Below are 23370 nucleotides of genomic sequence, written 5' to 3' on the forward strand. Positions count from 1 at the left end.
TTCAGAATCCGGCAGGATCGATCGTGATCTCCCGCTTGAGGATCTTGCCCGTGGGGCCCTTGGGCAGTGTGTCGGCGAAGCGGACCACACGGGGGTACTTGTAGGCGGCCACGCGGGTGCGGACGTGGTCGCGGATCTCGTCGGCCGTGGCGTGCGCTCGGGGCTTGAGGACGACGACGGCCGCGATCTCCTCGCCCAGGGTGCCGTCGGGCACGCCGACCACCGCGGCCTCGGCGACGGCGGGGTGCTCGTACAGCACCTCCTCGATCTCGCGCGGATAGACGTTGTAGCCGCCGCGGATGATCATGTCCTTCTTGCGGTCGACGACGAACCAGTAGCCGTCCTCGTCCACCCGGGCCAGGTCGCCGGTGTGGAACCAGCCATCGCGGACCGCCTCGGCGGTCGCGTCGGGGCGGTTCCAGTAGCCCGCCATCACGTTCTCGCCGCGCACGGCGATCTCGCCCACCTGGCCGGGTGCGCTGTCCGCCCCCGTCTCGGTGACCAGCCGCAGCTCCACGCCGCGCACCGGCAGGCCGATCGAGCCGGGCTTGCGCGGACGGTCCGGCGCGTTGAACGCGGCCACCGGGGACGTCTCCGACAGGCCGTACCCCTCCAGCACCGGCACGTCGAACCGCTGCTCGAAGCCGTGCAGCACCTCGACCGGCAGTGCGGCTCCCCCCGAGACGGCCAGCCGTAGCCGCTGGGCATCGAAGCCGTCGGGCAGCTCGGCGTGGAGCAGGGCCGTGTACATGGTGGGCACGCCGAGGAACACGGTGACGCCGTCCTCGGCGAGGATCCGCAGGGCCGCGTCCGGGTCGAAGCGCGGGAGCAGGGTGAGGGTCGCCCCTGCGGCGACGGAGGCGTTGAGCGCGCAGGTCTGCCCGAAGCCGTGGAACAGCGGAAGACCGCCGAAGAAGACGTCGCCGGGACGGGCCTGGAAAAGCGTCTCGGCGGTGGTGGCGGCGTTGGACAGCAGGTTGCGGTGGGTCAGGCCGGCGCCCTTCGGACTGCCGGTCGTGCCGGACGTGTAGAGGATGACCGCGAGGTCGTCGTCGGCGCGTTCGACCATGCCCGGCAGCGGCTCGGCCGCGCCGAGCCGGGCGTCGAACGCCTCCGGCTCGGCGATCAGGCAGTCCGTGCCGGTCGCGGCGGCTGCCTCGGCGGTCTCCTGCCGCGCCGCCGGCGAGGCCAACACCAGCCGGGCGCCCGAGTCGCGCAGGGTGAAGGCGATCTCCCGCGCCTTGAGCAGCGGGTTCATCGGCACGACCACGGCGCCGGCGCGCAGGATGCCGTAGTAGGCGACGGGGAAGTGCGCGATGTTGGGCATGACCAGCCCGACGCGGTCGCCTGGGCGGACGCCGCGCGCGTGCAGGAGCGCGGCGGCACGGGCGCTGAGGTCGTCGAGCTCGGCGTAGCCGAGGGCCGTGGAGCCCTGGCGGACGGCCGTCCGGCTGCCGTGGGCGGCGGCGCTGGCCACCAGCAGGCTGGCGAGGTTGGTCATGGCGGGGTCCTCGGGATTCAGGTGACGGGGCAGCGGGGGCGGGGTCGGGCCGGACGGTTTCAGCGGGTGGAGGCAGCGGCCTGAGGGCCCCGGGGTGTGCCGCCCGCACCGTTCTGGTCGGTACCCAGAACCACACGGGCGGTTCCCGGCGGGCGATGCGGTCCCCGGACGCCGGGGCCGTAGCGGCACCGGCGCGGCCCCTGCAGCGTAGGAATTCCGCCGCCCGAATGCTTGACCTTGCGGGACGAAGGACTTATCACTTGGGGACGCACGATTCGGCAGCTCTGGAGCAGCCCGTGAAACCTCTCATCCGCAGCGCCGCCCTGAACGGCTACATCGAGCTGAGCCGTTCGCTCGGCGTCGACCCGCAGCCCCTGCTGAGAAGCGTCGGCCTGGACGCGGCCGCGCTCGCCGTCCAGGACCGCTGGATCTCGGGCGCCGCGGGCGTGCGCCTGCTGGAGCTCACCGCCGCCGCGGCCCACCACGAGGACTTCGGGCTGCGCCTGGCTGAGTACCGCCGTCTGTCGACCCTCGGACCGATCGGCCTGGTGGTCCGTGAGGAACCCGACGTGCGCAGCGCGATCAGCCTGCTCGTGCGGCACGAGCACATGTACAACGAGGTGCTGCACACCCGGCTGTCCGAGGCCCAGGGTCTGGCCACGCTCAAGGTGGCGCTGGACGTGGGGGAGTCGGTCGAACACCGCCAGGCCACGGATCTGGCGGTGGCGGCCTACCACCGCGTCCTGCGCAGTTTCCTGGGCGAGCACTGGCAGCCGCTCACTGTCTGCTTCACCTGTCCGGCACCCGCGGACTCCGCCCCGTACCGGCGCTTCTTCGGCCCCACGGTGGAGTTCGAGCGCGAGTTCGACGGCATCGTCTTCTACGCGAGCGACCTGTCCGCACGCAACGCGCTGTCCGACCCCCAGCTGCGCACCTACGCGCAGCAGTACTTCGAGGCCATCGCCGCGCCCCGGGATCATTCCGCGGCCGATCGGGTGCGCGAGCTGATCGAGGTGCTGCTGCCGACCGGGCGCTGCTCCGTCGAGCAGGTGGCCCACAGCCTCGGCGTCGACCGGCGCACCGTCCACCGCCGCCTGGCCGACTCGGACGAGACGTTCTCCTCCCTGCTCAACGCCACCCGGAGGCAGCTCACCGAGCAGCTCGTGGCGAATCCGCGCAGGTCCCTCACAGACATCTCGACGCTGCTCGGGTTCTCCTCACCCAGCGCCTTCTCGCGCTGGTTCAGCGCGCAGTTCGGCTGCAGCGCCCGGGAGTGGCGGGCCCGGCGGCGGGCCGGGCAGTCCGCCGGGCAGGAGTAGCCGCCACCGGGCGCGCCGGGGGTCCGACCTCGTCGGTGTCCCAGAATGACAAGTCGAACGTCTCCTGTGGTAAAGCATCCAGGAGCTCCCCGGCCTACCTTGGACACCACCCCGAGGGGCCGGCTCCCCGGAGAGCGCCGCGCGGCTCCCCTACCCCGACCGCGCGGACTCCGGGGCTCCAGCCGGCCGCCGGTGACCGGCTGTCAGGCCGTCCGGACCTCTGCACCACCACCTCGATCCTCGTCCCGGAAAGCGCCGCCCCGCGGGGTCGCGCCGACGAGTGGTCGCTTTCCCGAAGGAGACGGACCGTGCACTTCCACGACGACTCGCTGTACCCCGAGAACCAGGAAAAGCTGGTCATCCAGGCCGCGCCGTACGGTCCGGAGTGGCTGCCCGGTGACGCGGCGGACATCCCGCTCACCATGGACGAGCAGGTCCAGGCCGCCGTCGACTGCTACAACGCCGGTGCCACGGTGCTGCACATGCACGTGCGCGAGCTGGACGGCCACGGCTCGAAGCGCATGTCGATGTTCAACGAGATGATGGCCCGGCTGCGCGCGGCCGTCCCCGACATGGTGATCCAGATCGGCGGCTCGATCTCGTTCGCTCCCGAGGAGGGCGGCGAGGAGGCCAGGTGGCTCAGCTACGACACCCGCCACCTGCTGGCCGAGGTCGACCCGGCGCCCGATCAGGTCACCATCGCGATCAACACCAGCCAGATGAACATCGTCGAGATCATGACCGACGAGGACCTGGAGGGCACCTCGATCGGGAAGAACCCGACGCTGCACACCGCGTACCGCAACATGGTGGTCGAGGCGGGCCCCGACTTCTACCTGGAGCACCTCAAGAGGCTCCACGCCAACGGCATCCAGCCGCACTTCCAGCTGGCTCACCTCGCCCAGCTGGAGACGGTCGAGCGGATGATCCGCGCCGGCGTCCACACCGGCCCGCTGGTGCTCAACTACGTGGCCATCGGCGGCGGCTTCGCCGGCCGCCACCCCGCCGACCTGGTCGAGTTCGTGCGCCGCGTCCCGGACGGCGCGGTGCTCACCATCGAGAGCTCGATGCGCGCGGTCGCCCCGATGAACGCCATCGGCATCGCCCTCGGCTGCCACGTCCGGGTGGGCAACGAGGACAACCTCTGGGGCCGCAAGGGTGAGCGCATGACGTCGGTGCGGCAGGTCGAGCAGATGGTGAAGATCTCCGAGGGCCTCGGCCGCGAGATCGCCTCCGGTCCCGAAGCGCGCGAGATCTACCACATCGGCGAGTACTACGCCGACACCGACGAGACCCTGGCCCGTCTGGGCATGGTGCCCAACCGCCGGCCCGGACAGCGCGGTCCGATGCTGCGCCCCGAGGGCTCGCGCGCCCTGGTCTGAGCCAGGACCCGGCGGTGTGCCGCGGGGCGCCGACTTCTGGCACCCCGCGACCGCCGCCGTCCCCGGGCCGGCGCGCCCCGAGGCGCGCCGCCGCACCATCGACGAGCAACGGAGCAACCCTGTGGCACACGCCATCCGCTTCCACCAGACCGGCGACCCCGACGTCCTGCGATGGGACGAGGTGACCGTCGGCGTTCCGGGCCCGGGCGAGGTGCGCATCCGGCACGAGGCCGTCGGCGTGAACTTCGCCGACACCTACTTCCGCACCGGCCTGTACCCCGCGCCGCTTCCCGCGGGCATCGGCGTCGAGGCGGCCGGCGTGGTCGAGGCCGTCGGCGAGGGCGTCACCCACGTCGCCGAAGGCGATCGGGTGACCTACACCGGGAGTCCGCTGGGCGCCTACAGCACCGAGCGGGTCATGCCCGCCTCGCACCTGATCAAGCTGCCCGAAGCGATCAGCTGCGAGACCGCCGCGGCGATGACCATGCGCGGGCTCACCTCCGCCTATCTGATGCGCCGGATCGCCCCGCTCAAGGCAGGAGACACGATCCTGCTGCACGCGGCGGCCGGCGGCGTCGGCCTGATCGTCTCGCAGTGGGCCAAGCTGCTGGGGCTGACCGTCATCGGCACCGTCTCCACCGAGGAGAAGGCCGAGCTGGCCCGTGCCCACGGCACCGACCACGTCGTCCACTACCGACGCGAGGACGTGGCCGCCCGGGTGCGCGAGCTGACCGGCGGCGCCGGCGTCCCGGTGGTCCTCGACGGTGTCGGCCAGGACACCTTCGCCGGCTCGCTCGCGTCACTGCGCCGACGCGGCCTGCTGGTCTGCTTCGGCACGGCCTCCGGGCCGATTCCGCCCATCGACGCCGTGCAGCTCGCCCTGGCCGGCTCGGTGTTCGTCACCCGCCCCGCGCTGGCCGACTACATCGCCGACCCCGCCGACCGCGACGAACTGTCCGCGGAGCTGTTCGGCCACGTCGCCTCCGGCCGCATCGTGATCGAGACCAACCAGCGATACGCCCTCAAGGACGCCGCGCAGGCCCACCGCGACCTGGAAGCCGGCCGCACCACCGGCTCGTCCGTCCTCGTCCCGTGACCACGCCCCGCGTGGACTCCACAGACCCCCTGGAGCGAGCACCATGAACCACACCCAAGCCCCCGAGGCGGGCGTTCCCGCGCTGGTGCGGTCGGCCAGCCTCGGCTCGGTCAAAGCCGAACCTCTGACCTGCACCATCGGTGCCGAGCTGGCGGGCGTCCATCTCGGCGAGGCGGCTCGCGACGACGACTTGTTCGCCGAGATCCGGGCGCTGCTGCTGCGGTACAAGGTGCTGTTCCTGCGCGACCAGGACATCACCCGGGCCGAGCACGTGGCCTTCGCCTCGCGGTTCGGAGCCCTGGAGGACCACCCCGTCGCCGGCAGCGACCCCGACCATCCCGGTCTGGTCCGCATCTACAAGGACCTGGACAGCAAGCCCGAGCACTACGAGAACGCCCTGCACACGGACGGGACCTGGCGGGAGAACCCGTCCCTGGGCGCCGTACTGCGCTGCGTGGAGTCCCCGCCGGTCGGCGGCGACACCATCTGGGTCAACATGGCCGAGGCGTACCGTCGCCTCCCCGAGCACGTCAAGACCCAGATCGCCGAGCTGCGCGCCCGCCACAGCATCGAGGCCACCTTCGGCGCGGTGATGCCGACGGAGACGCGCCACCAGCTCAAGGCGCGGTACCCCGACGCCGAGCACCCCGTGGTGCGGACCCACCCCGAGACCGACGAGAAGATCCTCTTCGTCAACAGTTTCGCCACCCACTTCGTCAACTTCCACACGCCCGAGCGGGTCCGCTTCGGCCAGGACTACGCGCCCGGCGCGAGCCAGCTGCTGAACTACCTGATCAGCCAGGCCGCCGTCCCGGAGTACCAGGTCCGCTGGCGCTGGCAGCCCGACAGCGTCGCGATCTGGGACAACCGCTCCACCCAGCACTACGCCGTCCAGGACTACGGCCGCGCCCCCCGCAAGATGGAACGCGCGGGAATCGTCGGCGACCGACCCTTCTAATCATTCGCGCCCGAGTCCCCGCAAGGGGCACCGGGAAAGGTGAGGTGGCAACAATGAGGTTCCCCACCACCGCCGAGGCGCCGACGGAGATCCCCTCCGCGGCGCCGGCCGTGACGAGGCGCTACGCCTGGGTGGTCTTCCTACTGAGCTTCGCGCTCCTGCTGTCCGACTACATGTCACGGCAGGTGCTCAACGCGGTCTTCCCGCTCCTGAAGACCCAGTGGCTGCTCTCCGACTCCAAGCTGGGCTCGCTCAGCGGGATCGTCGCGCTGGCCGTCGGCGTACTGACCTTTCCGATGTCGTTCCTGGCGGACCGCTGGGGCCGGGTCAGAAGCCTGGTACTGGCCGCCGTGCTGTGGAGCGTGGCGACGCTGGGCTGCGCCCTGGCGGCGAACTACCAGCAGATGGCCCTGGGCCGGCTTTTCGTCGGCGTCGGCGAGGCCGCGTACGGCAGTGTCGGCATAGCCGTGGTGCTGAGCGTCTTCCCGTTCGCCATGCGGGCGACGCTGTCCGGCGCGTTCATCGCCGGCGGCGCGTTCGGCTCGGTGCTCGGCGTGGCGGTCGGCGGCGCCATCGCCGAGGCCTTCGGCTGGCGCTGGGCCTTCGGCGCCATGGGTGTGTTCGGCCTGGTACTGGCGGCGGTGTACGCCGTCGTGGTCACCGAGAAACGCCTCGACCCCCAGCGGGCCTCGACCGGCGACGGCGGCTCCGCCGCAGCCGGGGAACGGGCCCCACTGCGCTCCCTGTTGCCGCAGCTCTTCTCCTCCGTCTCCGTCGTCAGCGCCTACGTCGGCAGCGGTCTGCAGCTGTTCGTCGCGGGGGCGCTGATCTCCTGGCTGCCCAGCTTCTTCAACCGCTACTACCACCTGGCCACCGGCCGGGCCGGCGCCACCGCAGGGCTCTTCGCCCTGCTCATCGGTATCGGCATGATCGGCGGTGGCCTCGTCTCGGACCGCGTCAGCCAGACGTTCCCGCAGCGCAAGTGGGCCGTCGCGATCAGTTGCAGTCTCGGCTCGCTGGTGCTGCTCATGGCCGCGTTCAGTCTGCCCGCGGGCCCCGCGCAGCTCACCCTGCTCGCCGCCGGCGCGCTGGTCTGCGCCGGGACCGCGGGACCGGCCGCCGCGATGGTGGCGAACCTGACCCCGGTCGCCATCTCCGCCACCGCGTTCGCCACGCTCACCCTGGCCAACAGCTTCCTCGGGCTCGCCCCGGGGCCGTCGGTGACGGGCACGCTGGCCGACCACATGGGCCTGCGCCAGGCACTGCGGGTGATCCCGCTGATCTCCGTCCTGGCCGTGGCCGCCTTCCTGATCGGGCGCCGCTTCTACTCCCGCGACCTCGCCCGGCTCACCGCCCGCGCCGACGCGGCCGCGCCCCGGCCCAACGCAACGGAAGTCCCCGCATGAGCCGTCCCGGTGAACCCACCGTCGTCATCGTCCCCGGGCTGCGCGACCACATCGCCGAGCACTGGCAGACCGTGCTGGCCCACACGCTCGCGGTCGCCGACCGCGACGTGCGCACCGTCCTCCCACCGACGCAGGGCCGGCTCGGCCGCGCCGCGCAGGTCGAGGCCCTGAACCAGGTGGTCGCGCAGGTCGAGGGCCCGGTCGTCCTGGTGGCCCACAGCGCCGGTGTGATCACCGCCGTCCACTGGGCCCACCAGCACGGTGCCGGGGTTGTCGGGGCACTGCTGGCCACTCCGCCGGACTTCGACAGCCCGCTCCCGGCGGGCTACCCCGCCCCCCGGGAACTGGCCGAGAACGGCTGGACGCCCGTCCCGCGCAAGCCACTGCCCTTCCCGAGCATCGTGGCGGCCAGCTCGAACGACCCGCTGTGCGGCTTCGCCCAGGTCGCCGAGCTGGCCCGGGACTGGGGCAGCCGCCTGGTCGAACTCGGCGAGGTCGGACACCTCAACCCCGCCTCCGGCCACGGCCCCTGGCCACAGGCCGCCGAGCTGCTGGCCGAGCTCGAGCGCGACTGAACCACCGCCCCGGCGGCGTCCGGACCACGACCCCCACCCGCACCACCCAGGGAAGCGACGATGAGCACCGACAGTGACCTGCTGTGGTCGCCCGGCCCCGAGCAGACGGAGCACTCCGCCGTCGCCGCGTTCACGCGGTGGCTGGAGCGGGAGCGCGGACTGCGCTTCGCCGACTACGCCGAGCTGTGGCGGTGGAGCAGCACCGACCTGGCCGGCTTCTGGTCGGCGGTGTGGGAGTTCCACGGTCTGGACGCCGCCACCGGCCACCGGGCCGACCACCCCGACCGGGTACTGGCCGACAGCGCGATGCCGGGGGCCCGCTGGTTCCCCGGCGCGCGGATCAACTTCGCCGAGCGGTGCCTGGCCGCCGCCGACGACACCCGTCCCGCGCTGGTCTCGCTCGGCGAGGAGGGCGAGCCGCAGGAGACCTCCTGGCACGAGCTGCGCGAACAGGTCGCCACCGTCGCCCGGGCACTGCGCGCCATGGGCGTGGGGCCGGGCGACTGCGTCGCCGGCTACCTGCCGAACATCCCGCAGGCCGTCGTCGCCCTGCTGGCCACCGCCGCCGTCGGCGCGGCCTGGACGGTCTGCTCGCCCGACTTCGGCACGCCCAGCGTCCTGGCCCGGCTGCGACAGGCCCGCCCCACCGTGCTGGTGGCCGCCGACGGTTACCGGCACGGCGGCAAGGACTTCGACCGGCGCCCTGCCGTGGCCGAGATCGCCGAGCAATTGCCGACGATGCGTCACCTGCTGTCCGTGGAGCATCTGTTCGCCGAACCCGCCCACCCCTGGACCGGGCGCCCGGACGTCCACCGGCACGTCTGGTCGGCGCTTCCCCCCGCCGACGGCCCGCTGCGCTTTACGGACGTGCCCTTCGACCACCCGCTGTGGATCCTGTGGTCCTCCGGGACCACCGGCGTGCCCAAGGGCATCGTGCAGGGCCACGGCGGCATCACCGTCGAGCTGCTCAAGGCCCTTGGCCTCGGCGCCGACCTGCGCGCCGACGACCGCTACCTCTTCCTGACCTCGACCAGCTGGATGGTGTGGAACTTCCTGGTCGGCGGCCTGCTACGAGGCAGCACCGTGATCCTCTACGACGGCAGCCCCACCCACCCCGATGCCGACGGCGCCTGGCGGGTCGCCGAGCGCACCGGGGCCACCGTCGTCGGCGTCGGCGCCGCGTACCTCGCCGCCGCCGAGAAGGCGGGCTCCCGCCCGGCCGCCGCGCACGGCCTGGGCAGGCTGCGCACCGTTCTGCAGACCGGCTCCTCGCTCCCGGCCTCCACCTGGCACTGGGCGCACCGTGAGCTGCCCGGGGTGTGGTTGCAGTCGCTCTGCGGCGGCACCGACGTGTGCTCCGTGCTGGCCGGCGCCTCCGCACTGCTCCCGGTACGGGCGGGGCGTATCCCCGGCCCGGCGCTCGGTGTGGCGCTGGCCGCCTGGGACTCCTCCGGTCGGTCCCTGACCGGCGCGCAGGGCGAACTCGTGGTCACGGCTCCCATGCCGTCCATGCCGCTGCACTTCGTCGGCGACCCCGACGGTTCCCGCTACCGCGCCGCGTACTTCGCCACCTACCCGGGCGTGTGGCGGCACGGTGACTGGGTCACCGTCGACGACGACCTGTCCGTCGTCGTGTCCGGACGCTCCGACTCCACCCTCAACCGCATGGGCGTGCGCATGGGCTCGGCCGACATCTACGCCGTGGTCGAGCAGCTCCCGGAGATCACGGACAGCCTGGTCATCGGCGCGGAGCAGCCCGACGGCGGCTACTGGATGCCGCTGTTCGTGGCCACCGCCGACGGCGTGGAGCTCGACGACGCCCTGCGCGCCCGGATCACCGCCACCATCCGGCGCGAACTCTCCCCGCGCCATGTGCCCGACACCGTCGTGCACATCCCCGCCGTCCCTCGCACCCTGACCGGCAAGAAGCTCGAAGTGCCGGTCAAGCGCATCCTGCAGGGCGCCCGCGTCGAGGACGTCAGCAGCGAGGGCGCGGTCCAGCGCCCCGACATGCTGCACTGGTTCGCGGAGTTCGCCGCCGCGTCCGCGCCGCCGCAGCGGCGGACGGCGGGTCCGGCGTAGGGGCCCGGGCCGTGAGAAGTTTTGCAGGTCAGGCCGCCATAGGTGAACGAGGCTTGACTGACGTGACGAGCGTCCCGAGCCGCATCCGCTCGGTGGCCGTCGCGGCTGCGGTGAGCGTGGGTACCGCACCGAACCACGGTCCGTCCCGGAAGGTGCGCCAGGAGAGGTGGTCGTAGGTGTAGGCGGTGTGGAAGCCGAGGTCTTCGGCCCGCCGCCACACCTCCCGGCCCTCGGACCAGCGGTAAACGGGAAGGATCACTGTGCTCAGTCGCATGCTCCCGAGCCTACGGGCCCTCTCGACGTGCCCCCTCATCGAGCAGGTGGCTCACCGTCCGCCCGGCACGGACGGGCGCGTCGCCGCAGTGCGCTGCGCCGGGCCCGCTGATGTCGCTGGTCAGGGGGTCGGGTCGAGCTCCTGGTGGCGGCGGGTGAGGAAGTCGTGCTCCGGTTTGTTGTTGGTGAGTGCCATTGCCTTCTCGTACGCCGTCAGTGCCTCGTCCTTCCGGTCCAGTCTCCGGAGCAGGTCGGCCCGGATGGCGTGGAAGACGTGGTATCCGTCGAGGCCGAGTTCCTCGACGAGGGGGAGCGCGGCTTCGGGGCCCTCGACCTCGGCCACCGCGACCGCGCGGTTGAGGGCCACGACGGGGGTCGGGGTGAGCGTCAGCAGCTGGTCGTAGAGCCGCAGGATCTGCCGCCAGTCCGTGGCGGCCGTGCTGGGGGCGTCGCTGTGCACGGCGTTGATCGCCGCCTGGACCTGGTAGGGGCCGGGCCGGCCGCGCCGCAGGCACTGCCGGACGATGGCCTGCCCCTCGGCGACGAGCGCGCCGTCCCACCGTGCGCGGTCCTGCTCGGCCAGCGGCACCAGCCCGCCGTCCGGGGCGGAGCGGGCGCGGCGGCGGGACTCCGTGAGCAGCATGAGGGCGAGCAGCCCCATGACCTCGGGTTCGTCCGGCATGAGTTCGGCCAGCAGCCGTCCGAGGCGGAGCGCTTCCGCGCAGAGGTCCTCGCGGACCAGCCGGTCGCCCGAACTCGCCGTGTAGCCCTCGTTGAAGATGAGGTAGACCACGGCCAGTACGGCCCGGAGCCGTCCCGGGAGGTCGGCTTCGTATGGGACCCGGTAGGGGATCCGGGCATCGCGGATCTTGCCCTTGGCGCGCACCAGCCGCTGGGCCATCGTCGGTTCCGGCACCAGGAACGCGTGGGCGATCTCGGTGGTGCTGAGCCCTCCCAGGAGCCGGAGCGTCAGCGCGACCTGCGCTCCGGGGGCGAGGGACGGGTGGCAGCAGGTGAAGATCAGACGGAGCCGGTCGTCGCGCACGGGACCCTCCTCGGGCGGTGCGTCGCGGGCGTGCAGCAGAGCGGCCTGGGCGTGCCGGTCCTGGCGGGACGCCTCCCGGCGGAGGCGGTCGATCGCCCGGTGGCGTGCGGTGGTGATGATCCAGCCGGCCGGACTCGGGGGCAGCCCGGCGGAGGGCCACCGTTCCAGCGCCGTGGTGAACGCGTCCTGGACGGCCTCCTCGGCGATGTCGATGTCGCCGAAGACGCGGACCAGGACCGCCACCGAGCGGCCGTACTCCGCCCGGAAGACCCGTTCGATCTCCGATGCGGGGACGGCCGGCGGAGCGGGCATCAGCCGGTGGCCTCCCCGGCGAAGGGGCGTACCTCGATCGGGAGGGTGATCGCCCGGGCGCTCTTGCGGCCCCATTCCAGCGCGGCGTCGAGGTCGGGAGCCTCGATGATGGACAGGCCGCCGAGATACTCCTTGCCCTCGAGGTAGGGGCCGTCGGTGGTGAGCACCTCGCCGTCCTGGAGCCGCACGACGGTGGCCGTGCTCGGGGCGTGCAGACCGCCGGCGAAGACCCACGCTCCGGCGGCCTTGAGTTCCTCGTGCAGGGCTTCCACGTTCCGCATGATCTCTTGCAGCACCTCGGGGGCGGGCGGCTCTCCTTGCGGCTGCATCACGCTGAGCAGGTACTTCGGCATGGTGTCCTCCCAGGTCGTTGCGCCGGGCTCGTGCCGGCTTCTCACTCTCTGAACGAACGGCGCGGCCCCGGATCGACACCCTGTGCGGAAAACTCCTGGAGTTTTTTCTGTGGGCTACCGGTGGCCGCCGTCGCCGGGGGCGTTCGACAGCCGGTCCAGCCATTCGGTCAGCAGGACCGTCTCGGCGACGCTGAGCGCCCGGTCGGGCGACCGGCGCAGCAGGGCGTTGAGCCGGCTCGCGGTCGACTGCAGCTGCGCGTCGTCGTCCTGGCCGCTCGCGGAGGTGTCCGGGGCGGTCCGGGGGCTGAACACGTCCGGCGTGAAGACGGAGGCGTGCACCGCGTCCCGGACGCGGTGCGAGGTGCTCCGGTCGGTGAACGTGGAGGGCCGGGCGACGAACATCAGAGCCACGCCGACGTTGGCCGACATGACTATCTGGGCCGCCAGGTCCGGGGCGAGCCGCAGTTTGCCCAGCGCTGCCGCCCGCTCCAGGTCCCGGGTGAGGATCTGATGGGACTCCAGCGCCGCGGCCGGCGTGGTGCGCATCGCGGGGGAGTTCATCAGCCGGTACAGATTGGGGTTCTGCAGGGCGAACTCCACGTGGCTGTCCCAGCCGTCGCGCAGGTCCTGTAGGGGATCGGCGCCCGTGTGGTGCTGCCGCTTCGTGGCCAGGTACCGGTCGAAGCCGTGGTCGACGACGGCCGACAGCAGGCCTTCCTTGTCCCCGAAGTACCGGTAGAGCGCCGGGGCCCCGACCTGCGCGGCCTCGCACACCGCCCGCGTGGACACGTCTCCGTCCGCGGACTCGGCGACCAGGTCGGCCGCCACCTCCAGGATGCGCGCTCGGGTGCTCACGAAGAGGACGCTATCAAGCGCGGCGTAGCGGTGCTACGTATGGGCGGGGTGTGGGGGCGGAGGATGGCGGGACTCCTCGGTCGGTCGAATGTGCGGAGCGGGAGACGAAGGGGAACGGCGGGGTGCCGGTCAGACGATGCCGCCGTTGGCCCGCAGCACCTGGCCGTTCACCCAGCGGGCGGGTCCGGCGAGGAAGGAGACGACCTCGGCGATGTCCTGCGGGGTGCCGAGGCGTTCCAGCGGGGCCTGGGCGGCCATCCTCGTGACGGTCTCCTCGTCCTTCCCGTCCAGGAACAGGGCGGTGGCGGTCGGGCCGGGGGCCACGGCGTTGACGGTGATGTCCCGGCCGCGCAGCTCCCGGGCCAGGATCAGGGTCATCGCCTCGACGGCGCCCTTGGTGGCGGCGTAGGCGGTGTAGCCGGGGATGGCCAGTCCCACGACGGAGCTGGAGAAGTTGATGATCGCCCCACCGCCGCGCAGCCGGCGCGCGGCCTGCTGGTCGACGACGAAGGTGCCGCGGATGTTCGTGCGGTGCATACGGTCCAGGGCGTCCAGATCCGTGTCGACCAGCGGTGCCAGCGTCATGACGCCCGCCGCGTGCACGACGACGTCGACGCCGCCGAACGTCCGCTCGGCGGCGTCGAAGAGAGCCGAGACCGAGACCTCGTCGGCGACGTCGGCGCGGAAGGCGACCGCCCTGCCACCGCTTTCGGTGATGGCCGCCACGGCCGCGTCGGCCTCGGTCTGGTTGCCGGCGTAGTTGACGACGACGGCGAATCCGTCGGCGGCCAGTCGCTCGGCGCTCTGCCGGCCGATCCCGCGGGACCCTCCGGTGATGATCGCGACCCGGTTCGAAGCCCTGGAAACGCTGGTCTGCTGCTCGCTCATGGCGGTGCTCCCTGGTGTGGTCCGACGCGGTGGAGGCGACGTCCCCCCACTCGGCAAGAGCAACGCTAACACTAATACCGTATCGATGCTACCCTTCGACGTAGCGACGTTACGCCACCTCCGCGGGGATTCCGCGGGGCCCCGGGGCGCACGAGGCAGCCGAAGCGCCCGCCACCCACCTGCTGTGATTGCCGCCGACAGTCGGGTAGGCATCCCCGTATGCCCGAAGACGAAAGCACCCGCCGCTGCCTGGTCACCGGAGCCACCGGATACATCGGAGGCCGGCTCGTGCCCGCGCTGCTCGAGGCCGGATACGCCGTCCGCTGCCTGGCCCGCACACCGGAGAAGCTCCGCGACTACCCCTGGGTCGATCGCGTCGAAACGGTGCGCGGCGACGTCACCGACGCGGACTCGCTGCGCCCCGCCTTCGAGGGCGTGCACACCGCGTACTACCTGGTGCACGCGCTGGGCACCGGGCGCGGCTTCGAGGAGACCGACCGACGCGCCGCCAGGCTCTTCGCCGAGCAGGCCCGCGCCGCCGGGGTGCGGCGCATCGTCTATCTGGGCGGGCTGACGCCGAGCGGGGTCCCGGAGTCTGAGCTCTCCCCGCACCTGCGCTCCCGCGCCGAGGTGGGGCACATCCTGCTCGCCTCGGGGGTGCCCACCGCGGTCCTGCGGGCCGCGGTGATCATCGGCTCCGGCTCCGCCTCCTTCGAGATGCTGCGCTACCTCACCGAGCGGCTGCCGCTGATGATCACCCCGAGCTGGGTCAGGACCCGCATCCAGCCGATCGCCGTTCGCGACGTGCTGCGCTGCCTCGTCGGCGCCGCCGCCCTGCCGCCCGACGTGAGCCGGTCCTTCGACCTCGGCGGCCCGGACGTCCTCACCTACCGCGGCATGATGCACCGGTACGCGGCCGTCGCCGGGCTCCCGCGGCGGGTGATCCTCCCCGTACCGGTCCTGACGCCGACCCTGTCCAGCCACTGGATCGGGCTGGTCACCCCCGTACCGCGCTCCATCGCGCGTCCGCTCACCGAGTCACTGCGGCATGAGGTCGTCTGCGCGGAGAACGATCTGGCGCGCTACGTGCCCGACCCGCCCGCCGGGCGGATCGGGTTCGACGAATCGGTGCGCCTGGCGCTCAAGCGGCTGGGGGACTCCGACGTCCCCACCCGCTGGTCGTCCGCCGCGGTGCCCGGAGCCCCCAGCGACCCCTTGCCCACGGACCCCGACTGGGCCGGCGGCAGCCTCTACACCGACCGGCGCGAATGCACGGTGGACGCCCCGCCGGCGGCCCTGTGGCGGGTGATCGAGGGCATCGGCGGTGAGAACGGCTGGTACTCCTTCCCGCTCGCCTGGGCCGTGCGGGGCCGGCTGGACCGGCTGGTGGGCGGCGTCGGGCTGCGCCGGGGCCGCCGTGACGCCGCACGGCTGCGGGCGGGGGACTCGCTGGACTTCTGGCGGGTGGAGGTGATCGAGCCGGGTGTCCTGCTGCGGCTGCGCGCCGAGATGCGGCTGCCGGGGCTGGCCTGGCTGGAACTGTCGGTGGACCGCGACGACGCGGGCGCCACCCTCTTCCGCCAGCGCGCGCTGTTCCATCCGCACGGCCTCTCCGGTCACCTCTACTGGTGGAGCGTGGCGCCGTTCCACTCGGTGGTCTTCGGCGGCATGGCCCGCAACATCGCGAAGGCGGCGGCGCGGGAGGCCGTGACACCGTCCGCCACCGCCGCTCCCTCGTCCTAGATCTTGCTGAAGTCCCAGGAGGCCATCCGTTCCGGGGTGAGGCGGAGCCAGGCGTGGCGGCCGTCGTGCGGCATGGTGTCGAGCCCGAAGTTCTTGGCCGGGAAGAGCCGCTCGGGGGCCTCCAGTTCCGCGACCGGCTCGCCGGTGCGCGGCGCCTCGCCGATGAACTCGACGGTTCCGGAGAGCTCGACGCCGCGCAGCTCCCCGTACTCGACCCCGTCGTCGACCACGACCGAGACGCGCGGATCACGCAGCAGGTCGGTCCAGCGCTGGCTGCGGACGATGGAGTAGAGCCACAGCGATGTGCCGTCCCAGGCGAACCACAGGGCGCCGACGTGGGGCCGGCCGTCCTTGGAGACGGTCGCCACGCGGCAGGTGCGCTGCTCCGCGAGGAAGGCGTCGACCTCGGGCGGGGTCATCATGATCCTGCGGCCCCGCCGCTGAATGACGGCCATGAGTCGTACACCTCCATTTGCCTGACTGTGTGTCAGAAATAATGGGGGACGGTGGCGCGGGCGTCCAGTGGCGGTGAGTGTGCCCTCGTGTGCCGCGTCCCTTCCTGGCTGACGGTTCGTCAGCTACGGTCGCTCCGTCGTCATCCGTTGAGGTCCGTCGTACGAGGGGGCAGTCATGGCGCCGAGCGACCGGCTGATGGAGCTGCTGGACCCGGCGGTCACCGCCGTACTGACCGTCGAGTGCCAGCGCGGCGTCGTGGGGCCGGACAGCGCGCTGCCGGAGCTCGCGGCCGAGACGCGGGACTCCGGGGCGCTGGGCAACGTGGCCCGGCTGGTCGGCGGCGCCCACGAGGTGGGCGCCGCCGTCCTGCACGCCATTGCCGAGCGCCGCCCGGACGGGCGCGGCGCCAACCACAACGCGCGGCTCTTCCGCGCCGCCGGGCGGCTGCCCGTGCAGCAGCTGACCGGCACGCCCGCGGTGCGGCTCGCCGAGGGGATACCGCTCGCCGACAGCGACCTGGTCGTCCGGCGGCTGCACGGCCTGTCGCCGATCGCCGGGACCGACGTGGACGCGCTGCTGCGCAACCTGGGCTGCCGCACCCTGATCGTCACCGGGGTCTCCGCGAACATCGCGATCCCCAATGCCGTCTTCGACGCCGTCAACCTGGGGTACCAGGTGGTGGTTCCCGCCGACGCCATCGCGGGAGTGCCCCGCGAGTACACCGAGGCCGTCGTCCGCCACACCCTCGCGCTCGTCTCCACGGTGAGTGCGACCGACGACATCCTGGCCTGCTGGAAGCGGCAGGGGCCGCACACCGGAAAGCCGTAGCGACACGCGGCGTCTCCGGTGCGGCCCCGCCCGCGGCGGTCAGCCCAGCTGCAGCGAGCCGCCCGCGACGGTGACCTTGGCGGCGCCCAGCGGCTTGGTCGCGGGGCCGGCGCTGACACTGCCGTCCGCGATGCTGAACTTGCTGCCGTGGCAGGGGCAGTTGATGGTGCCGTCCGCCACGTCACTGACCGCACAGCCCTGGTGGGTGCAGACCGCGGAGAACGCCTTGAAGTCACCGGCGGTCGGCTGGGTGACGACGACCTTCTTGTCCGCGAAGATCTTTCCGCCGCCCACCGGGATGTCCGCGGTCTTGGCCAGTGCCTCGCCGCCGTCCGCGGCCGGGGCGGACGCGGCCGGCGCCGAGCTGTCGGCGGGTGCCGACGGCTGCGCCGGAGTCGTGCCCGCCGGGGTGTCGCCGGCCTTGTCCGATCCGCCGCACGCGGTCAGAGCGGCCATGAGACCCACGCCGCCCGCCGCGGCGACCATCGTGCGGCGGGTCGGAGCCGCGGGAATACCGGAGGTGTCGGTCATGAGGCACTTCCTGTCGGTAGATCGGTGGAGAGCCCGGGTGGCGGGGAGGAGCCACCCGGAGGGCGTGATGCCGCGCCCGCCCCGTCATACGCAGGGATCCCCCGATGCGTTCAAAGCGGCGAAGGAATTCCGGCTGATGGCTCAACCGGCCGGTGGCTCGACCCGCTGACGGCTCGACCTGCCGGCGGCTCCGCCGCCCGCCCAGTCCGCCGCCCCGCACCGCCAAGTAGCCTGGTGCGATGCTCACAGAGGTAACTGGGATCCGGTACGTGACCCCCCTGCGCGAGGGCGGCTCGGTGCCGGGGGTGGTCGAGGCCGACGACCTCGGCACGTACGTCGTGAAGTTGTCCAGCTGACGGCTTTGACCTGAGGCGATGTCGCTGAACAGGGCTCTGGCCTGGGCGGATTCGTCTTTCTGGATCTTTCAGACTCGTGCCCGGATGTGCAGCTGATTCTCCCCACGCGCTCCCCAGGGCCGCTCGCACTCCCCAGATTCTCCCCAGAGAGACTGCCGCAGGAGCACCGCCTGTCCCGTCTGGCAATACGAGTGCGGGGCGTGCCGATTCGCATCGCGCAAGCGCCTCCATGCTGGGGCAGCGTCACGGTCACCTCCCCCCAGCTGCTCGAACACGTCGGCGTCGTCATGCTGTGGCCGGTACCCGCTGGACTCTGCCTCGCCCCCTCACGCGGGAAGACCCCACAGGAAGGGGGCGATGACGTCGGCAATGTCGGACCACCCCCGCTCGCGCGGGAAAACCGACAGCCGGAACGCCCCGAGCGCACTGCTCACTCATCCGGGCCGGATCGCATCCGGCGTCGGGGCGGCGGACATGGCGAGCTTGGGCCAACTCAGCAGCTGGTCGACGGACGGCTCATCCCGGCCAAGGGAGTGTAACCAGCAGCAGCAACACCGGAGGCAGCGCCCTGCGCGTCAAATCGGGGCGAGTGGCGCACGGAGCGTTGGCTGGGGCCGCGGGGACGCGTCACGGGATCAGGGGCGTGTGGTGTCCCTGATCCCGTGCGGGCTGGCGTCCGGGTACCGGCGGCCCGGGTGAGAGGAGGTGGGGCGCTGGTCAGCGGTTGCTGTTGTCGTGGCCGGCCCACTCGCCCTCGTCGTCGCCCTGGTGGTCGTCTTTGTGGCCGCTGCTGTCGCCCTTGTGGTCGCTGTGGTCGGCCTTGTCGTTATCACTGCTGATGTTCTGGCAGGTGTTGCCGAACGCGGGGTTCAGCAGGCCGACGACGTTGATGGTGTTGCCGCACACGTTGATCGGTACGTGAACAGGGACCTGGATGAGGTTGCCGGACAGGACGCCGGGGGAGCCGATGGCGGCGCCCTGGGCGTCGGCGTCGGCAGCGGCGATGCCGGCGCCGGTGGCCAGGACGGCGCCGACGGCGGCGGTGATGGCGGCTGCCTGGGCAATACGGGACATCAAACGTCTCCTTGAAAGGGATGAGTCCGCCGCAGGGTCACGGCGTTGACCCCCCAACGCGCCCACTCGGCAGGGTGAATGACGGCAGCCCACGTGATGCCACCCGTGTCGTGGACCGCCGGCGGCTCGTTCCTGGGATGCGACATCGAGGTCCGGTCGGGCCTGGCGGGTTCACCCTTTTCCTGCCAGACGCGACCGCATCATCCGCAGCCCTGGCGGCACAGCTCCACGCCCACCTTCGGGATCTCGCAGAAGGCGTCGCCGGTGATGCCCGTATCGTCGGTGGCGTCCCGCTCGCGGGCGTGTACCCCGGGCAGCTGACCTGCGCGGTCGGCTCGCAGCGCCTCAGGGCGATGATTCGGCCACTTGCTGGACGCGCGGGCTCCGTGCGGCGTGTCCGGCGTGCGCCGCCGACCGCCGCTGGTGAAGTGACTCATGTCCTTGTCCTCCACTTCAGGGGAAAGATCATGATGGGTTTCCGTAGGGCCATCGCGGCCACCGCCTTGGCTGCTGCCGCTGTGATGGCGGGCGCCGGCGCGGCTTCGGCCACCGAGCACTCCGACCACGGCAAGCACGGCAAGCACGATGCGATGGTCCGGCAGGCGTTGAACGCGCAGTGCAACGACGCGACCACCCAGTTCGGCGCGGTCAACTACAACCTGGGACCGGTGTGTATCGACTTCGACTCCGACAACGGTCAAGACCAGGGGAGGGGCCGGGCCATCGAGTCCGACCAGGACCTGAGGAACGCCGCGTGTAACTCGACCGTCACCCAGTTCGGCGCGGTCAACTACAACCTGGGACCGGTGTGTATCCGCTTCTGAACCGCCGCTGACCGACCGGGGCCGCGCGCACAGTAACAGCCTCCCGTGCTGGCGCGGCCCCGGCCCCTGGGTACAACGTTGCCGTAGCGCCGGATCGCCGTCGGTGACCAATCCCGAAGAGCTTCTCCGACGACGAAGCGCAGATACGCGTCGGCCGGCCGGTACACCTGTGGTTCTCCCGCGATCTGGTCGCCGATCTCGTCGTCCACGAATCCGCGCTGCAGGGCGTGACGTCTCCTGCCTGTCGGGCTCGGAAAGTCTTCGCTGCAGCTGGCAGCGGTGGGGGAAGCTCGGTGACACCATGCCGACGTGATCATTTCGCTGCTGTACAAGGTGGCCCGCAAGCTGCTTTCCGTCCCCGGGGTGCTGCTGCGACGCGACACCGCGAGAGGCGCCGAGCTGCTCGCGCTGCGGCCCGAGAACGCGGTCCCGCGCCGCTGGCTCGCCGGCCCGGTCCGCTACGAGCCGGGGGACCGGTTCTGGCTGGCGGCGCTGTCCAGACTGATACCCCGTCACCGCTGGCTCGAGGTCCTTCCGGTCACGCCCGGCACGCTGCCAGCCTGGCACCGCCGGTTCATCTCCGCGAAGTGGGACCACAGCCCGGCGTGCTCGTGCCGGGCGACCGCCGACCAGGGCGGCACTCAAGAAGCTGATCCTGCAACTGGCCCGGGAAAACGCAAGGTGGGGCTACCTGCGGGCGTAGTTGGCCGGTGCTGTGGTGGTCAGTGGGCGTGGGCGAGTTCCAGGAATTGGTGGAGGTCGTGGACGGCCTCCAGGGCGCACAGCCCGCTGGCTGCCAACAGCATGCTGGCGGCCAGGAGGAGCACGGGCGGGCTGTGGGGCGGTGGTGAGAGGAGGGCTGCGACGCGGCGGGGCACGGGGCCTGGGGTGGCGGGGCGGCCGAGTATGCCGAGGGCGGCCGGGGGGATGCGCCGGCGGGCGCGGGTGCGTTTGGTGGCGACGGCTGCTTTGGCGACGGTCTCGGCGACGGCGCGGCGGTTGCCGGTGTGCTGGGCGGCGTGTTCGTCGGCCCAGCGTTCGACGGTGTAGGCGACGGCGCCGGCCAGTGGGCGCAGCAGCGGGTTCGCCGCGGCGGCGAGCTGGCTGAGGGAGATGAACGCGTAGTGGTGGTGGTCGAGGTGGGCGTGTTCGTGGGCGAGGAGGATCTGTTGGCCTGCGGGGTCGAGGGCGTCGAGCATGCCGTGGGAGATGACAATGCGGCCGGGCAGGCCCGGCATGGTATAGGCGTCGGCGCTGTCGTCGTCGGTGACGACGACCGGGTCCGGTCCGGGGAGGCAGGCGGCTTCCAGAGCGGCGGACCACAGTGCTCCGGTTCTGCGGGTGGTGAGGCGGACCGTGGCGATGGCGGCCAGCGTGAGCAAGATGGCGCCGGCGAGGGCGGCGGGCCATGCGGCCGGGTCCTCGCGGGCGATCACGTCGGGTGAATAGTCCTTGAGAGCGGCCACGAGCGGGATGCGTACCAGGCCGGACAGGGCGAGCAGGCCCAGGACCAGGGTGCTGGAGGTCGCCAGTACCAGAGCGGCGATGGTCATCAGCCAGGTCGCCAGTCGCGGTTCGAGGCGGCGCGAGAGCGGACCGGCGGCCAGGGCGGCCAGTACGGGGAAGAGCAGCGGCAGATAGACGGCTAGATGCATCGCGGCGGAGGCCCTCTACTCGTGGGTGCCGAGCAGCCGGCGCAGGAGGTTTTCGTCGTCGTCGGAGAGCTCGTCGACGAAGCGGGTCAGGACCGTTTGTCGGTCTTTCCCGCCGTCCATGACCTGGTGCATGTGCTTGGCGGTCAGTCCGGGCTCGTCCGTGACGGGTGAGTAGGCGTAGCTGCGGCCCTGCGGTCTGCGTTGCAGTACGCCGCGGGTGTGCAGGCGCGCCAGGGTGGTGGCCACCGTGGTGTGGGCGAGCGGTGCGCTCAGACGGGCCGCCACGTCGCCGGGCGTCAGGGCCGTACCGGTGCTCTGCAGCAGTGACAGGATTTCGCTTTCCAGCGACCCGTTGGCCCGGCGTCTGCTGCCGGGGCCTGGCAGTGGTTCGTGAGCGCCCACGGTCCCGCTCCCCTCGTGCGTCGTCTACAGTCACTCGTAACTTCTATTCGCGAATAGAAGTTACGCTGTCCGACCAGTTTCCCATGCCGTCCGCCCCTCTGGCCGGACCGGCCCGTGCCGACAGGATGCCTGATGTCACCTTCCGACGTGGATGGTCCTCGCTTCGTGGGCGTGTGGCGTCTGCCGGCCGGGCTGGTGCTGGTGTGCGGGTCGCTGCTGGCGGCGCTGGTGGCCGCCACCGCAACGGCGCACGGCGGACCGTTCGCCGTGGACAGCACGGTGCACGCCTGGGTGCTGGGCCACCGCCCGCCATGGGTGCGCGGCCTCGCGGTGGGCGTCACGGTGACGGGCAGCGGAGCACCCGCGTATGTGCTGGCCGCGCTGGCCGGTGCGCTCGCCGCCCGAAGAGGCTGGTCGCGCGGGGGTCTGCTGGGGGTGGTGGCGCTTGCTTCCGCGCAGGTGCCGCGCATCGTCCTGGCTTCCGCGCTGGCCCGGCCCCGGCCGCCGATGGCGGACTGGGCCTGGTCGGCGAACGGCTGGGCCATGCCGTCCGGGCACACCGCGACATCGATGGTCGTCGCTGTCCTGCTCACCGTCGCCGCGCATCGCCGGGCTCACACGCGCCTGCGGCCCGCCCTGCTCGCTCTGCCGGGGACGTGGGCGGCGGCGGTGGGCGTCAGCCGGGTCGTCCTCGGCGTGCACTGGCCGACCGATGTGCTGGCCGGGTGGCTGCTGGCGGCCTGCTGGGCGGGGCTGGCCGCACTGGTGGTTGTTCTGCCCAGGCGCCGGAAGACCGGTGCCGTCGCTTCGATGGAAAGGCAGCGCCCGTGAGCGCGATCAGTATCGGACAGGCCGTGATCCTGGGCGTGGTCGAGGGAGTGACGGAGTTCCTCTGCTCTTCCCCTGCTTCTCCCGCTCGGGCGCCACCATGTCCAGCGGCCTCATCCTCGACCTGCACCGCGTCACCGCCACCCGCCTGTCCTTCTTCCTCGGCATCTCCGCCCTGACCGGGGCCGGCCTGTACGAGCTGAAGGACGCGGTCGGGGCCGGAGCGGGCGCCACCCCGCTTATCGTCGGCACCGTGGTCTCGTTCGTCGTCGCCTACGCCTCGATCGCCTGGCTGCTGAAGTTCGTCGCCAAGCACACCTTCAATGCGTTCGTCATCTACCGGATCATCATCGGCGCCCTGCTGTTCGCCCTGCTGGGCAGCGGCACGCTGATCGCCTGACGCGGCACAGCCTGCATCGCCGCCTCGCAGTTGTCGTATCGGGTGCCCGCTGTCGCCGTCTGCCAGCAGTGCGGCGCCGCAGTCTGTGCCAGCCACGCGCACGTCGGCCACAAGATGCTGCGCTCGTCGGACGGAATGGGCCTCAGTACTCGGCCCACTGCCGCGCGACGGATCACCTGCATCATCTGCCGGACGGCAGAAACATCGCGATAGCGACTCTGCCTCAGC

At 72.0% G+C, this 23370-nt stretch carries 21 protein-coding genes and 4 pseudogenes; 13 read left to right on the plus strand and 12 right to left on the minus strand.

The window, feature by feature from the left end; all coding sequences use genetic code 11:
• Position 1 precedes the first annotated feature (1 nt).
• A complete protein-coding gene (locus O3X23_RS32270) occupies positions 2-1501 on the minus strand; it encodes a long-chain-fatty-acid--CoA ligase (RefSeq protein ID WP_269275854.1) in 1500 nt (499 codons plus the stop codon).
• 296 nt (positions 1502-1797) lie between these two features.
• On the opposite strand from O3X23_RS32270, the gene O3X23_RS32275 reads away from it, so the two are divergent.
• The 7 genes from O3X23_RS32275 to O3X23_RS32305 all read left to right on the plus strand — a co-directional run bounded on the left by O3X23_RS32275 (position 1798) and on the right by O3X23_RS32305 (position 10319).
• Entirely contained in the window at positions 1798-2820 is a 1023-nt protein-coding gene (locus O3X23_RS32275) for an AraC family transcriptional regulator (protein WP_269275856.1), read from the plus strand.
• A gap of 308 nt (positions 2821-3128) precedes the next feature.
• Positions 3129-4202 carry a 3-keto-5-aminohexanoate cleavage protein gene (locus tag O3X23_RS32280; protein WP_269275858.1) on the plus strand — a complete coding sequence of 358 codons (1074 nt, stop codon included), beginning with the start codon at positions 3129-3131 and terminating at the stop codon, positions 4200-4202.
• Positions 4203-4218: 16 nt separating this feature from the next.
• Positions 4219-5298, plus strand: coding sequence for a quinone oxidoreductase family protein (locus tag O3X23_RS32285; protein WP_269275860.1), 1080 nt, complete (start codon positions 4219-4221; stop codon positions 5296-5298).
• Positions 5299-5341: 43 nt separating this feature from the next.
• The gene (locus tag O3X23_RS32290) at positions 5342-6256 is read left to right on the plus strand and encodes a TauD/TfdA dioxygenase family protein (RefSeq protein WP_269275862.1); all 915 of its coding nucleotides are present in this window, start codon (positions 5342-5344) and stop codon (positions 6254-6256) included.
• Positions 6257-6309: 53 nt separating this feature from the next.
• Positions 6310-7662 carry an MFS transporter gene (locus O3X23_RS32295; RefSeq protein ID WP_269275864.1) on the plus strand — a complete coding sequence of 451 codons (1353 nt, stop codon included), beginning with the start codon at positions 6310-6312 and terminating at the stop codon, positions 7660-7662.
• Positions 7659-8237 (plus strand): RBBP9/YdeN family alpha/beta hydrolase, encoded by a 579-nt coding sequence (locus O3X23_RS32300; RefSeq protein WP_269275866.1) that lies wholly within the window; start codon positions 7659-7661, stop codon positions 8235-8237. Before O3X23_RS32295 ends, O3X23_RS32300 begins: the two co-directional genes overlap by 4 nt.
• A gap of 60 nt (positions 8238-8297) precedes the next feature.
• Positions 8298-10319, plus strand: coding sequence for an acetoacetate--CoA ligase (locus O3X23_RS32305; protein ID WP_269275868.1), 2022 nt, complete (start codon positions 8298-8300; stop codon positions 10317-10319).
• A 37-nt stretch (positions 10320-10356) separates the two neighbouring features.
• On the opposite strand, the pseudogene O3X23_RS32310 reads toward O3X23_RS32305, so the two are convergent.
• The 5 genes and pseudogenes from O3X23_RS32310 to O3X23_RS32330 all read right to left on the minus strand — a co-directional run.
• Positions 10357-10593: pseudogene (locus O3X23_RS32310) on the minus strand (LLM class flavin-dependent oxidoreductase); the annotation flags it as partial.
• Positions 10594-10713: 120 nt separating this feature from the next.
• Positions 10714-11949: an RNA polymerase sigma factor gene (locus O3X23_RS32315; protein WP_269275872.1), complete on the minus strand. Its 1236-nt coding sequence runs from the start codon at positions 11947-11949 to the stop codon at positions 10714-10716.
• The gene (locus tag O3X23_RS32320; protein WP_269275874.1) at positions 11949-12302 is read right to left on the minus strand and encodes a YciI family protein; all 354 of its coding nucleotides are present in this window, start codon (positions 12300-12302) and stop codon (positions 11949-11951) included. Before O3X23_RS32320 ends, O3X23_RS32315 begins: the two co-directional genes overlap by 1 nt.
• Positions 12303-12416: 114 nt before the next feature.
• Entirely contained in the window at positions 12417-13157 is a 741-nt protein-coding gene (locus O3X23_RS32325) for a TetR/AcrR family transcriptional regulator (protein ID WP_269275876.1), read from the minus strand.
• Positions 13158-13286: 129 nt separating this feature from the next.
• Positions 13287-14045 carry an SDR family oxidoreductase gene (locus O3X23_RS32330; RefSeq protein WP_269275878.1) on the minus strand — a complete coding sequence of 253 codons (759 nt, stop codon included), beginning with the start codon at positions 14043-14045 and terminating at the stop codon, positions 13287-13289.
• Between the two features lie 219 nt (positions 14046-14264).
• Here O3X23_RS32330 and O3X23_RS32335 point away from each other — a divergent pair, with 219 nt between their 5' ends.
• Entirely contained in the window at positions 14265-15788 is a 1524-nt protein-coding gene (locus tag O3X23_RS32335) for an SDR family oxidoreductase (RefSeq protein WP_269275880.1), read from the plus strand.
• Here O3X23_RS32335 and O3X23_RS32340 read toward each other — a convergent pair.
• A complete protein-coding gene (locus O3X23_RS32340; RefSeq protein ID WP_269275882.1) occupies positions 15785-16243 on the minus strand; it encodes a pyridoxamine 5'-phosphate oxidase family protein in 459 nt (152 codons plus the stop codon). The two genes, O3X23_RS32335 and O3X23_RS32340, sit on opposite strands and share 4 nt — an antisense overlap.
• Positions 16244-16418: 175 nt before the next feature.
• Here O3X23_RS32340 and O3X23_RS32345 point away from each other — a divergent pair, with 175 nt between their 5' ends.
• Positions 16419-17072 carry an isochorismatase family cysteine hydrolase gene (locus O3X23_RS32345; RefSeq protein ID WP_269275884.1) on the plus strand — a complete coding sequence of 218 codons (654 nt, stop codon included), beginning with the start codon at positions 16419-16421 and terminating at the stop codon, positions 17070-17072.
• Positions 17073-17111: 39 nt separating this feature from the next.
• On the opposite strand, the gene O3X23_RS32350 is transcribed toward O3X23_RS32345, so the two are convergent.
• Complete coding sequence (locus O3X23_RS32350) at positions 17112-17603, minus strand: Rieske (2Fe-2S) protein (RefSeq protein WP_269275886.1); 492 nt, start codon at positions 17601-17603, stop codon at positions 17112-17114.
• 239 nt (positions 17604-17842) lie between these two features.
• On the opposite strand from O3X23_RS32350, the pseudogene O3X23_RS44345 reads away from it, so the two are divergent.
• Positions 17843-17953, plus strand: a pseudogene (locus O3X23_RS44345) (HipA family kinase); the annotation flags it as partial.
• 723 nt (positions 17954-18676) lie between these two features.
• On the opposite strand, the gene O3X23_RS32355 reads toward O3X23_RS44345, so the two are convergent.
• Positions 18677-19033 (minus strand): chaplin, encoded by a 357-nt coding sequence (locus O3X23_RS32355; RefSeq protein ID WP_269275888.1) that lies wholly within the window; start codon positions 19031-19033, stop codon positions 18677-18679.
• Between the two features lie 200 nt (positions 19034-19233).
• Entirely contained in the window at positions 19234-19470 is a 237-nt protein-coding gene (locus tag O3X23_RS32360) for a hypothetical protein (RefSeq protein WP_269275891.1), read from the minus strand.
• Positions 19471-19500: 30 nt separating this feature from the next.
• Between O3X23_RS32360 and O3X23_RS32365 the strand changes: the two genes are divergently transcribed.
• Positions 19501-19857, plus strand: coding sequence for a hypothetical protein (locus O3X23_RS32365; protein WP_269275893.1), 357 nt, complete (start codon positions 19501-19503; stop codon positions 19855-19857).
• Between the two features lie 722 nt (positions 19858-20579).
• On the opposite strand, the gene O3X23_RS32375 is transcribed toward O3X23_RS32365, so the two are convergent.
• Together O3X23_RS32375 and O3X23_RS32380 are read right to left on the minus strand one after the other, a co-directional pair.
• On the minus strand, positions 20580-21512 hold the full coding sequence (locus tag O3X23_RS32375; protein WP_269275894.1) for a M48 family metalloprotease: 933 nt from the start codon (positions 21510-21512) through the stop codon (positions 20580-20582).
• A gap of 15 nt (positions 21513-21527) precedes the next feature.
• On the minus strand, positions 21528-21914 hold the full coding sequence (locus tag O3X23_RS32380) for a BlaI/MecI/CopY family transcriptional regulator (protein WP_269275896.1): 387 nt from the start codon (positions 21912-21914) through the stop codon (positions 21528-21530).
• Positions 21915-22046: 132 nt separating this feature from the next.
• Between O3X23_RS32380 and O3X23_RS32385 the strand changes: the two are divergent.
• Positions 22047-22625, plus strand: a pseudogene (locus O3X23_RS32385) (phosphatase PAP2 family protein); the annotation flags it as partial.
• Between the two features lie 14 nt (positions 22626-22639).
• A pseudogene (locus O3X23_RS32390) lies at positions 22640-23142 on the plus strand (undecaprenyl-diphosphate phosphatase); the annotation flags it as partial.
• Between the last annotated feature and the right edge of the window lie 228 nt (positions 23143-23370).

Origin of the sequence: Streptomyces sp. H39-S7 (genome assembly GCF_027158205.1) — a bacterium.
In the GTDB taxonomy this organism is placed as follows: Bacteria; Actinomycetota; Actinomycetes; order Streptomycetales; family Streptomycetaceae; genus Actinacidiphila.